At 38.7% G+C, this 12,276-nt stretch carries 12 protein-coding genes; 7 read left to right on the forward strand and 5 right to left on the reverse strand.

Going from position 1 to position 12,276, the window contains the following annotated elements; all coding sequences use genetic code 11:
• Positions 1-4: 4 nt before the first annotated feature.
• The 3 genes from F564_RS0105345 to ricT are packed head-to-tail and all read right to left on the reverse strand — an operon-like array spanning position 5 to position 4,284.
• Positions 5-2,362 carry a penicillin-binding protein 1A gene (locus tag F564_RS0105345; protein ID WP_028121709.1) on the reverse strand — a complete coding sequence of 786 codons (2,358 nt, stop codon included), beginning with the start codon at positions 2,360-2,362 and terminating at the stop codon, positions 5-7.
• Positions 2,352-2,840: a gliding motility lipoprotein GldH gene (locus F564_RS0105350; protein ID WP_456236237.1), complete on the reverse strand. Its 489-nt coding sequence runs from the start codon at positions 2,838-2,840 to the stop codon at positions 2,352-2,354. Before F564_RS0105350 ends, F564_RS0105345 begins: the two co-directional genes overlap by 11 nt.
• Entirely contained in the window at positions 2,824-4,284 is a 1,461-nt protein-coding gene (ricT, locus tag F564_RS0105355) for a PSP1 domain-containing protein (protein ID WP_028121711.1), read from the reverse strand. The genes F564_RS0105350 and ricT overlap by 17 nt, the downstream gene beginning before the upstream one ends.
• A gap of 380 nt (positions 4,285-4,664) precedes the next feature.
• Here ricT and F564_RS0105360 point away from each other — a divergent pair, with 380 nt between their 5' ends.
• The 5 genes from F564_RS0105360 (at position 4,665) to F564_RS0105380 (ending at position 9,120) form a co-directional block, all read left to right on the forward strand.
• Positions 4,665-5,900 (forward strand): OmpP1/FadL family transporter, encoded by a 1,236-nt coding sequence (locus F564_RS0105360; RefSeq protein WP_028121712.1) that lies wholly within the window; start codon positions 4,665-4,667, stop codon positions 5,898-5,900.
• Positions 5,901-5,919: 19 nt separating this feature from the next.
• Positions 5,920-7,473 carry an SGNH/GDSL hydrolase family protein gene (locus F564_RS0105365; protein WP_028121713.1) on the forward strand — a complete coding sequence of 518 codons (1,554 nt, stop codon included), beginning with the start codon at positions 5,920-5,922 and terminating at the stop codon, positions 7,471-7,473.
• A gap of 110 nt (positions 7,474-7,583) precedes the next feature.
• The gene (locus tag F564_RS0105370) at positions 7,584-8,009 is read left to right on the forward strand and encodes an RrF2 family transcriptional regulator (RefSeq protein WP_028121714.1); all 426 of its coding nucleotides are present in this window, start codon (positions 7,584-7,586) and stop codon (positions 8,007-8,009) included.
• A 49-nt stretch (positions 8,010-8,058) separates the two neighbouring features.
• On the forward strand, positions 8,059-8,628 hold the full coding sequence (locus tag F564_RS18750; RefSeq protein WP_051259569.1) for a hypothetical protein: 570 nt from the start codon (positions 8,059-8,061) through the stop codon (positions 8,626-8,628).
• Between the two features lie 60 nt (positions 8,629-8,688).
• On the forward strand, positions 8,689-9,120 hold the full coding sequence (locus F564_RS0105380; RefSeq protein ID WP_028121715.1) for a nucleoside deaminase: 432 nt from the start codon (positions 8,689-8,691) through the stop codon (positions 9,118-9,120).
• Here F564_RS0105380 and F564_RS0105385 read toward each other — a convergent pair whose 3' ends face one another.
• Positions 9,121-9,879 (reverse strand): type III pantothenate kinase, encoded by a 759-nt coding sequence (locus tag F564_RS0105385; protein ID WP_028121716.1) that lies wholly within the window; start codon positions 9,877-9,879, stop codon positions 9,121-9,123.
• Between the two features lie 644 nt (positions 9,880-10,523).
• Here F564_RS0105385 and F564_RS0105395 point away from each other — a divergent pair.
• Together F564_RS0105395 and F564_RS0105400 are read left to right on the forward strand one after the other, a co-directional pair.
• Positions 10,524-10,772: a hypothetical protein gene (locus tag F564_RS0105395; protein ID WP_028121718.1), complete on the forward strand. Its 249-nt coding sequence runs from the start codon at positions 10,524-10,526 to the stop codon at positions 10,770-10,772.
• A gap of 26 nt (positions 10,773-10,798) precedes the next feature.
• Positions 10,799-12,016 carry a T6SS effector amidase Tae4 family protein gene (locus F564_RS0105400; RefSeq protein ID WP_084406775.1) on the forward strand — a complete coding sequence of 406 codons (1,218 nt, stop codon included), beginning with the start codon at positions 10,799-10,801 and terminating at the stop codon, positions 12,014-12,016.
• Here F564_RS0105400 and F564_RS0105405 read toward each other — a convergent pair.
• Positions 12,013-12,276 (reverse strand): IS3 family transposase (locus F564_RS0105405; protein ID WP_028121720.1); only part of this gene is annotated, 264 nt, incomplete at its 5' end. The genes F564_RS0105400 and F564_RS0105405 overlap by 4 nt on opposite strands.

Here is a 12,276-nt window from a genome sequence, read left to right on the forward strand (position 1 = left end):
TGTTTTATTTGTTAAAATCTATATCTTCTCCGGAATTAAGAGTTTCATTGGAACGATCATCTTTCTTCACGGGTTTTTCGGGAACAACCTGCGTCGGATTTTTGAGCTCATCAATGGATTGTAATCCACCTTCATCACCATAACCATTTCTCAGGTTATTAAGATCCGAGCAGCTTCCTGTCCAGTTGGCTGGCTTGATAAATTTATCCTCCATAAGAATATTCAAAGCTTTGTCTGCAAAGACTTTCTTCATAAAAATAGCCCATATTGGAAGACCCATTTTTGCACCTTGTCCTTCTCCTGTACTCCAAAAGTGGGTGGCTCTGTCTTCCCAGCCTACCCAAACGCCGGTTGCCAGTTTCGGAACGATTCCCATAAACCAACCGTCGGAGTTGTTTTGCGTGGTTCCTGTTTTACCAGCGATTTCTGTAGTCGCGGGAATACCACGTCTTCTTAGTTCACCGGAAGCGGTCCCGAATTCTGCTACACCCTTCATCAGATCGATCATTGTGTAGGCATACATCTCGTTCATCACTTCTTTTACGACAGGTTTCACTTCTTTGATGACACGGCCGTTGGCATCCTCAATTCTCCAAATCATTTCAGGTTTTGTATAATTCCCGAAGTTGGCAAAAGTACTGTAAGCACCCAACATTTCGTAAATTGTAATATCTGAAGTTCCTAATGCCATTGGCAAACTGGTGGAAATATCCGTTGTCACGCCAAGATCTCTTGCAGTTTGAATCACATTCTGCGTGCCTGACATCTCTGCCAAACGCAATGCTACAGGGTTTTGCGATTGTGCTAGAGCATTTTTCAGTGTGAGAGATCCGCCCCTACCAGGAACGTGGTAAGACCCTTTGTTAAAACTTGCATTAGAAACTGTAGAACAAGGCGTCATCCCAAGGTGCATAATTGCCGTGGCGTAAACAAACGGTTTGAAGGTAGATCCTACCTGACGTTTCCCTTGTTTTACGTGATCATACTGGAAATGTTGCCAATCTATACCGCCAACCCAGGCTTTGATGTCGCCTGTTGCAGGCTCCATAGACATCAAACCAGCTTGTGCAATTTGCTTATGATAACGGATAGAATCCCAAGGTGACATTTCCACCTCTTCTTCTCCTTGCCAGGTAAATCTGGACATTTTCACAGGTTTTTGGAAATCTATCAAGATAGAATCTTCTGACATGCCTTCCGCTTTGAGTTGTTTATACCTTCCGGTTCTTCTCACAGAAGACATCATCAATGAATTGATCTGTGTTTTATTGATCAAATAATATGGCCGGTTTGGATTCCGTCTCATCTCGCCATCAAAACTTCTTTGTAAATCAGTAAGATGTTCTTTGATGGCCTCTTCTGCATATCTCTGCATTCTGGAATCTAAGGTCACATAGATCTTCAGACCATTTTTGTACAGATTCAGTTCTTTTCCTGTTTCTTTCTCGTATGCGTCCAGATATTGCGAAATTTCTTTTCTCAGATAAAATTTGTAGTACGAAGAAAAGCCGTCTTCCACAGTTTTTATCTCGTGAAAATCCACCACTACAGGCGTAGATACCGCTTTTTCATAAGTGGAATTATCTATATAGCCTGTATCAAGCATTTGTTTCAGAACGACGTCTCTGCGGACTTTCGCTCTTTCAGGATTTCGGTAAGGATTGTTTCTTCTCGGCGCTTCCAGCATGGCCACGAATGTTGCAGCCTCCGGGAGCGTTAATTGATTGGTTGATTTGTTAAAATAAACTCTGGATGCCATTTCGATCCCTTTCGCATTGAAAAGGAAATCCATTTTATTAAAGTATAAGGCGACGATTTCTTCCTTCGTATACCGCTTCTCTAAGCTGACAGCAACGCTCCATTCCTTCAATTTCTGGAAGGCTCTTTCTATTTTGTTTTGAGATGCATTTCCCGTAAACAATAGTTTCGCCAGCTGCTGAGTGATTGTAGATCCTCCTCCTCTTTCTCCTCCAAAACGGATGGCTCTCAGAATAGATTTAAGATCAATCCCAGAATGTTCCTTAAAACGCTCATCTTCCTTCGCTTGTAAAGCATACACCAGAAAAGGTGGTAACTGTTTGTAGGTTACCGGCTTGGTCTTTTCTTTTTCAAATTTTCCTAATAGAACATTATCCGAAGAATAGATCTCCGATGCGACGTAGATATCAGGGTTTTCCAGTTCTTTCACATCCGGCATATCGCCAACAAAACCTTGGGAAACAGCGAAAAATAATCCAGAAATCCCTAACACAACGGCAAAGAAGGCGAACCAAATGATTTTGATCCATTTTCTGATTCCGGATTTTGCTTTTTTCTTGTCTGGCAGAGGAAAAGTTTTATGTTCAGTTTTCTTATTTTCCATTAATAAATGATGGCTTTAAGTTTTGAATTTTAATTCCTATATCTTCTATTCCTGGTAATGTATTTCTTCTCATTGCCTGAACAACTTTGATGGAATACTTACCGTTTTGCGGAAACTTGTAATTGAGTTTGTATTGAAAGATCGTCTCTTTGGTATCGCCAAAACCTGTCCCGATCCATTCACCATTTGGTTTTGCCAAGACAAAGTTAAGTGTATCAGTTGAGATCTTCTTTTTGTGATGTTCTACACTTGCGATCAGCCTCAGATTACTGTAAGGATAATCATTATTATTCCGAACAACCAACATCAGATTCTTTTGATTCTGAGCATCTTTAACATCAAAATCAAATGTTTGAACGTCTTTTTTTTTCCACTGATTATTGATGTCGTTTACCAAAACTTTTTCATTTTCGTTTTGACAAGAAATCACAGATAAGAATAATATAAAAACAACGATTGATTTAAGCATTACCTTCATTTTTCGGCGGAAATTTCTTTTTCGGTTTTTTGAACGGTTTTTTAGGTGTTTTATTTTCCGAAGATGGAAGATCTGTCGTCTGCACCTTTGGTGCTACAGTTTTGTTCTCTGCAGATTTTTGCTCACTCTGACGGTTTCTGTTGTCTCCTTGTCTTGGATTTCTGTTGCCTGCTGGCTGATTATCCCTTGACTGGGCTTTCGGGGCTGCACTTTTGTCCGCAGGTTTCTGCTCATTTGTACGATTTCTGCTATCAGCCTGTCGTGGGGTTTTATTGTCAGATTGCGGTCTGGCTGTTCTGTTTTCCTGCTGCTTCGGATTTTTGTCTCTGTTATTGTTGTTTGGCCTTGGTTTTCGGTTCTTTTTCTCGAAACGATCTACACTGTTTTCTTGGATCAGATCCGAAGTCACCATTTTGTTCTCAACGACTTTCAAATCTTCCAAAGCCTGCGATTTTTCGCCTTTTTTATTGATGGCAATCATTTTTTGGACATCGTAGATATCAATATCATACCACGCCATTGAGTTTTCTACATACGCAAACCACATTTTCTTTTTGAACACATCTATTTTGATGCAGAATGCTCTGCCTTTTTCTGTATTAAGAACGGTGCTGGATGAAGGAAAATCCTTCAAAACATCAAGGTAAGTGTCTAGTTCATAATTAAGACAACATTTCAGTTTTCCGCATTGCCCTGCCAATTTTTGAGGGTTGATACTCAACTGTTGGTATCTGGCTGCGTTGGTATTCACCGACCGGAAATCTGTCAACCAAGTAGAACAGCAAAGTTCTCTACCACAAGAACCAATACCTCCAACTTTTGCAGATTCCTGACGGAATCCTATCTGCTTCATATCGATCTTAGTTCTGAAAACAGAAGCATACTCTTTGATCAAGATACGGAAATCGATTCTGTTGTCCGCCGTGTAATAGAACGTGACCTTGGAACCATCTCCTTGGTATTCTACATCTGTAATTTTCATCTCAAGTTTCAATCCATAAGCAATTTTACGGGCATCTACTTTAATTGCATTCTCCTTGTTCCGAAGGTCTTGCCAAGTTTCTATATCCTTTTGATTGGCAAGTCTATACACCTTTTGCAGGCTGTCTATATGTACATTTTTCTTCTTCATCTGGATTTTAACCAGTTCTCCTGAAAGACTTACTACACCTATATCGTGACCCGGGCTTGATTCTACAGCAATGATACTTCCTATATGTAAAGGCAGGTTGTTGACGTTTCTATAATATAATTTACGTTCGTTTTTAAAACGAACTTCCACATATTCTGAACTTTTTGATCCCGATGGATTAACGTCGGAAAGCCAGTCAAAAACACTTAATTTATAACTATTGCCACAAGTATCTACACTACTGCACCCACTGGCACTCTTCGTACCGCAAGAGTGGGAAGAATCGCCGGATGTTTTACATCCACAACTCATATTTTAATTTTTTTATGTCTGATTGCAAAGTTAATATAAATTTTATTTAAGCTTGCTGATTATATCTTTTAAAAATACTTTTTTATTAATTTTTGGTTGATATAGCATTAACATTGATAAATAACACCGAATATATTAAAATATTTATCATATACTCAAAATGAAAAGACTCATTTTATTATGGTTTACATTGCTTCGTTTAAAATTAAACTACGTCAAAAAAAAACCAAAATTAAGCAATAAAATCTTGATAATCAATACAATAAGAAATAAAAATGATTAAACAACTATTCTAAGAATAGCAATGTTTAACATTTTTTATGTTTTTTCGTCATTGTTATTAAAATAATTATAAATTTGGAACATTAATAATAATCATTATGAAAAGAATTTTAATGACCATGGCTTTAACAGCCGGTGTAATGGCATACGCAGGAGGATTCCGAGTATCACTTCAGGGCGTTAAGCAGCTAGCGATGGCTCATACCAGCGCTCATGCAGAAGATGCAAGTGTGGCGTTCTTCAATCCTGCGGGTATTTCTTTTATCCCTGCAAAACTCAGTGTTGCAGCAGGAGGTTTTGGAGTTTCTAATAAAATAAGTTTCCAGAACACCAGTAGTTTGCAGCAAACAGATACGGACAATCCACTAGGAACACCTATCTATGCAGCTGTAGCTTATAAAGTTTTGGATAATTTTTCTGTCGGCTTTAGCTTCTCCACCCCTTTCGGCAGTACGATTGAGTGGCCAAACAATTGGGAAGGCGCAGAAATGGTAGAAAAGCTAGAATTGAAAAGTTACTTTTTCCAACCAATGCTTTCTGTAAAATTGGCACCTTGGGCTTCTTTTGGAGCTAGTTACATCTATGCAAAAGGAAAAGTAGATTGGACAAAGAGAGTCACCCAACTAGGAGGATCACTGAACTTATTAGACGATGAAGCTTCTGGACACGGTTTTGGATTTGGTTTCTACTTCCAGCCAGACAGCCAGTGGGACGTGAGTGTTGCCTACCGTTCTCCTGTGGATATGAAAGCAGAAAACGGAAAAGCTACTTTTAATATTTCTTCCGCATTGTATCCTAATATTGGTTTAGCTGCTACAGGCGGCGTTGATAATTTCAAAGCCACTTTACCATTGGTAGATGAGATAACTGTGGGTGCCACTTATAAAGTAACACCAAAATGGTTGGTCTCTGCAGATTTCAATTACCATGGTTGGGAAAGATATAACAAACTGACTTTGGATTTTGCAAACGCACCTATTGGGAATCAATCAGACCCTACTGTACTGGTGTCACCTAAAAACTTTAAGAATACAAAATCTGTACGTGTTGGAACGCAATATATGGTTACAGATATGATTGCCGCAAGAGCTGGCTGGTACTATGATGAGTCTCCGTACTCTGATGAGAACTTCATCCCCGAAACACCATCTTTTAATAATTATGTTCTTACGGCAGGTATTGGACTTAAATTCAACAAATTAGGCGTGGATATTTCTGGGGCTTATGCAATGCCAGAAAGCAGAAAAGTAGACAACGCTTACTACAGTTTTTACGGACAAGCTAAAGCCAAAGTGTTCTACTTCGGTCTAGGATTATCTTACAACGCATTTTAAAAATTAGAATTAATTCATTATGAAAAAGATATTTTTATCAGGTATAGCAGCTTCTCTATTATTCGCTGTAAGCTGTAAAACAGATTTCGACAACGATACGCAAGATGTTGTAGTAACATCCGGCGATGCCAATTTCTCCAAATATATTGCTTTAGGAAACTCTTTGACATCAGGATACCGAGACGGGACCTTATACTCCAGCGGACAGAATGAGTCTTACCCTTCTATGATTGCACAACAAATGAAATTAGCTGGTGGCGGAGAATTTTCTCAGCCAATGATGCCTAATGACATCGGTGGATTTATGGGAATTCCGGGATTTGGAGGTAGATATAATCTTCTGCTTGTAGATAAGAAAGATTACACAGGAACCGTAACAAGCCAGTCATTATCGCCAGTACAGTTACCCGCTGCTGCAAACCTAGACGTCATTGGCGGAGCTGGAAAATATTTTGGCAATATGGGCGTTCCAGGAGCCAAATCTTTCCACCTGATTACACCTGGCTACGGAAGCATGTCTAACTTATCCATTGGCGCAGCAAATCCTTATTTTGTAAGATTTGCCACTTCTGCTACAACTACGGTTTTGGCCGATGCAATGGCACAGTCTCCCACATTTTTCTCACTTTGGATTGGTGCAAATGATGTGTTATCGTACTCTACAAATGGCGGAACCAATTCGCAAACCGTAGGAAATGTAACAACATACACCCAAGCTACCGATCAAAAAGACAATCCAAATCCAGCAACCTACAAATCAAATGATATTTCTGATCCAGCTTTGGTAGGAAATTCTATAAAAGCAGTCTTGGACGGATTAAAAAGTAAAGGAGCTACAAAAGGTGTAATCGCTAATATTCCTTACGTAACTTCAATACCTTATTTTACAACAGTTCCTTACAATCCGGTTCCACTTGCTGCTGCCTCTGCCGCAGCTATTAATGCCAACTTTGCCCAGCTTAATGCTGCACTCACCAGTCTTGGGCAGGCCAAAAGGTTCGCAACGTTAAGTAGTTCAGCCAACAACCCTGTTCTTATAATAGATAAAAGCCTAGCAGACATCTCGGCTTATCTTCCCGAAGCTTCTAAAATGTACGGACAAGCAAGACATGCAACTGCAGAAGATTTAATATTACTACCTGCATCCGGAATTATTGGTATAGACCCTACAACAGGATTACCGCCAAGTCCAACTTCCCAAAAAATCAACGGCGTTACAATTCCTTTGGCTGACCAATTGGTTTTAACAAAAACCGAAGCCGCCAAAGTAAAAACAGCTACAGATGCTTACAACCTACAAATTGCTAATCTTGCAACAGCTTATGGATTAGCTTTTGTCAACGCAAATGCAAAAATGGCTGAATTAAATTCAAATTCTGGGATACAATTTGATGGCGTAAAGTACACTGCAAAATTTGTTACAGGAGGAACTTTTTCTCTAGATGGAGTTCATCCACTAGGAAGAGGCTATGCAATTATTGCCAACGAATTTTTGAAAGCAATCAACTCAAAATACAAATCCAATCTTCCTATGGTCAACCCAAACTCCTATTCTGGCGTGAAGTTTCCTTAATCAAAGATTGTCAATCAACAAAAAGCCGTCTTGTTACCAATAGCAAGGCGGCTTTTTTTATTTGATTTAATAAAATTTCCGAGTTATAAAATTTTGATTATTTTTACAGTATGCTTTCAAAAAGAGTCAAATACGCCATCAAAACTTTGCTTTTCCTAAACAGGAACGACAACTCCTCATTATTTTCTGCAAAAAAAATATCAGAGAACGAACGTATCCCGCTCAAATTCCTTGAACAGATCCTTCGTGAGCTCAAGCAGAACAAAATTCTTAAAAGCGAAAGAGGTGCAGAAGGCGGCTACACATTCATGAAAGACCCAGCCGACATCAAAGTTTTGGACGTCATCCGGATTGTAGATGGGCCAGTGGCCATGCTGCCTTGTGCATCGCTGAACTTTTATGAGAAATGCGCAGACTGCACAGATGAAGGCACTTGCAGCATTAGAAAGTTACTGATCACCGTGCGTGACAATATGTTGCCGTTACTGGACACCAGCATCGCAGATATGACAAAATCTGAGAATTTACCCATATAATATGCCATCCCGAATCGTAAACACTTAAAACTTTAAAACCCATATACCCATGAAAAAAAACTTTACGCTTTTTGCCTGGATTATTCTTGGCATCACAGGAATGTATGCGCAAACTGAAAATCCCACATCCACTTCCGAACGAAAAAACGATGTGATGATCAGCCCCATCGAACTAATCGCATCACCTCTTCTTAACATTTCATACGAAAGACTGATTTCCGAAAATTCCGGAGTCGGCGTCAATGGGATGTTTTATTTTAGAGATAATAAGGATGTTTATGATTCTCGATTTTCACAAATCTCACCCTATTACAGAATGTATTTTGGGAAAAAATATGCAGCCGGATTTTTTGTAGAAGGTTTCGTACCAATTACAAACACAACGGATTACTATTCTACTTACACGGATCAGCCACCATACTATTATTCCAATGAAGAAAGAAGAACAACTGTCGGAATCGGCGTTGGACTAGGTAGCAAGTGGATCACACGAAACAATATCATTTTTGAAATTAGTGGTGGTATCGCAAGAAGATTTGGAAGCCATAAAGACAATTACTACTACGATAGCGATCATCTGACCGGAAAAGGAATGCTGGGCATTGGATATCGATTCTAGAACTTGGACTTTATCATGAATGAATAAAAAAGTTTAGTTTTGCGCTAAACTTTTTGTGTGATGTTTACCGACGACTATTTTATGAAAATGGCTTTTCAGGAAGCTGAATTGGCTCTCGAAAAAGACGAAGTCCCAATTGGCTGTGTGATCATCTCAAATAACAGAGTGATTGCCAGATCGCATAACCTTACAGAAACACTGATTGATGTGACAGCTCACGCAGAAATGCAGGCCATCACCTCTGCGGCCAACTACCTTGGTGGGAAATATCTTCAGAACTGCACCTTATATGTCACATTGGAACCTTGCGTAATGTGTGCGGGCGCACTCAACTGGTCTCAAATTACAAAAGTCGTGATTGGTGCTAGAGATGAACAACGAGGTTTTATCAATAAAGGATTAACACTCCACCCAAAAACGGAAATCGTCACCGGAATTATGGAAAACGAATGCTCACAAATCGTGAAAAATTTTTTCAAAAATAAAAGATAGTTACAAATCTTTACCAAGAAAATAAAGGCCTTTCAAAGTATGCAGCCTGTCACCAATATTGATCTTGTCTGTCAACGGTTTATACACATGGCTCACGCCTCCGGTTGCGACTACGAAACACCTATCCTGCACCTCATCATTGATCCTGTCTATAAAACCTTCGACCATTCCCAGGTAACCATAAACCATTCCGCTTTGCATACAGGTGACGGTATCCAAACCTAAAACGGTTTTGGGTTTTACCAATTCAATTTCCGGAAGCTGGGCCGTGTCGTGGATCAAACTGTTGAGTGAAGTGATAATTCCCGGAGCGATGATAACGCCCAAAGTTTCGCCATTTTCATCAAGACAACTTGCGGTAAGTGCCGTTCCGAAATCAATAATAATTTTCTTTTTTCCTGGATACAGATTATGAGCTGCCACAAGGTTGGCGTAGATATCTGTCCCCATTTGCTTTGACTTTGGAATCACTTCGGATGGCGTATTCCTGTCAACAATGATTGGCGCTTTGCCGTGAATTTTCTTGATACCGCTGCTCACCACTTTTGTCAACTGAGGAACAACTGATCCAATAATTACTTTATCAATTTTATCAATATCAATTTTATAGGTCTGATACAGCATCAAAATCTGAACATACAGTTCGTCTGTCGTTTTGTATGGTTTTGTATTGATGACCCACGAGATATCACAATTGTCCTCATCAAACAATCCGAAACGGATATTGGTATTGCCTATGTTGATTACGATACTGTTCATTTACTTCTGCTTACTTTTTAGGTCTTCCACTTCTTTTTTCGGTTCTTCAATTTGCTTCTCGTAATTAGCAATTCATTTTTTTGTGACTTCTGAAAATTCATTAAAAACATTATCATTAAATCCTTGAAATCCAGTAGCATTATCTTTATTTTTCCTGATTAATTTTTTTTGCGATGCCGTATCTACAAGATCATTAAGTCTTTGGTTTCGCCGGTTTCTATCTTTCGGTAAGCAGAAACACTGAGATCCAAATCGTGCGCAATATTTTCGTAAGAAAAGACTTTTCTGTGCCTGATCTCCGATTTTTTTTGACGATCTTTTCCAAAATACTAAAATTGATTTCTGTAAAAATAATAATTTTCCCGCAAAAGCAACATTGTTAATTGCATTTTTATTATAGTATTGTAAAATAATTTTAACTTTAAAAACAAAAAAAATGATGAAAAAAAATCTATCTATTTGGCGCCATTTTTCGCTGGCAATTTTCTTGTTTCTATTTTCCTGCAGGAACGAAGACTTTTCAAACAGTCTTGCAGAGTCTAAAAGGGAAGAAGAATTCTTCCGGAACAATGATGAGAATACAAATTCTAAAAAATTCAATGCATCATTGGTCTCCAGCACTATTTCTAAACTAAAAAAAATCAATGACAAGACTGATTTTTATTTCCAAACTTTCTGACAAAACCGGGCTGCCAGCCTGGAACTACATTGCCAAATCAAAAAGCAACACCGCCAATAAAGGTGCCGATGGCGGGCAGATCCTGATTGTGCCATTAGAAGTGGAAGATGGTTTTCTCTCTTCTCTTATGTACATAGAAAATCCTGATTCCGAATCTCCAACTATTTACACGGTTACTAATGATCAGTTGAAAGATTTTGCTGAAAACGTATAGACAACAATACACGGGAAAATGTTTTGATGACTTTCATTTTTTTTGATAATGAGATGTTTGGCTCCAGACTATACTCCTCCATCCCTGCAGATTTATTTGAAAGTGTTCCCGCCAGAGACGGCGCCGATCACAAAACGTTCGCAGTAGGACATCACGAGGCAACAAACAATCTGGAAGGAGAGATGTGTTTTCCTGTTTTTGATTGTAAGAATGGTATGGATGAAGCGCATTGCGACGGTTGTACCAAATGTGTATTTCAAATATGTTTTACAGGAGGTGGCGGACCTACTGGCGGTAATAGAGACACTGATCCCGGCTTCCCGGGAAACCCCACTGGTAATGAGGACACAGGCGGTACAAATGGCGGACACACTGATCCTAACATTCCTTGGTATCTTCAAAACCCGGAAATCGATATTTTTTCTAAATCACCCGCAGTGCAATCTGTTTTCCAGTCGCTTACAGATTATGGTATTGTCCTGCATGTATCTCAGGTAAACTACTTACAAGAAAACAATACGATTGCACAGAGGTTCAGAACTTATCTCGCTTCTGATAACTCTCTTGTAAAATCTCAGAATGCCAATATGGGGATTAATTTCTTTATTGATAATCCTGATACGACTTGGGAGCAGTTTTATAATTGGTTTTTGACCCCTTCTGAAGGTAAGGACTGGAATTACGACGCTAATTTTTGGGATGACCCTAATCTTACTTTCCCAGCTCAAAGTTTACCAAGTTGGAGCGCTTTTTCTTCAGCATATCCAAATCAAACTTCAGCGCAAATGTATGGAGTCGTAGGAGGAGCCGTTGCTCAAGCCCAAATAGATTATCCTGTAGAAACTCAAAATGGTTGCGCTTTAAAAGTGTCACGAGCATTAAACTATTCAGGTGTCATCATACCTAATATTCCAGGAAAAACTTTAAAAGGAGCAGATAACAAAAATTATTTTCTAAATGCAAAATCTTTAAATGCATGGATGCGAAAAACCTTTGGAGTTTCACCAAGTAATCCTAGACATATTAATATAACTAAATTACAAGGTGGAATTAACGGTAAAAATTTTCCTAATTTAATTAAAAATAAAAAGGGTATATTTTCAATGGTTTCACCACCTAACAGTACATGGGCTTCCGGTCACGCAGACATTTTATATAGTAATGGTACATGTAAAGCTGGATGTCATTTTTTTGATGGAGATATATTGTATGGATATGCAAATAAAAATTCCAGTATAAGTTAAGCTACATTTTGATAAATTTTGTTTTGATTATTAAACTCTTCAATAGTTTTGTATTTCAGTGTACTGTGACGTCTTTTTTTATTGTACCAAATTTCGATGTATTCAAAAATTTCCAGCTCCATTTTTTCTTTTGTAATGAGCTTGTTGCCATAAATGAGTTCCGTCTTTAATGATTTGAAAAAACTCTCAGCTACCGCATTATCCCAACAATTGCCTCTTCTGCTCATACTTCGGATAACGCCATAAGATTCAACTGTTTT

The organism is Epilithonimonas tenax DSM 16811 (assembly GCF_000428485.1).
Taxonomy (GTDB): Bacteria; Bacteroidota; Bacteroidia; order Flavobacteriales; family Weeksellaceae; genus Epilithonimonas; species Epilithonimonas tenax.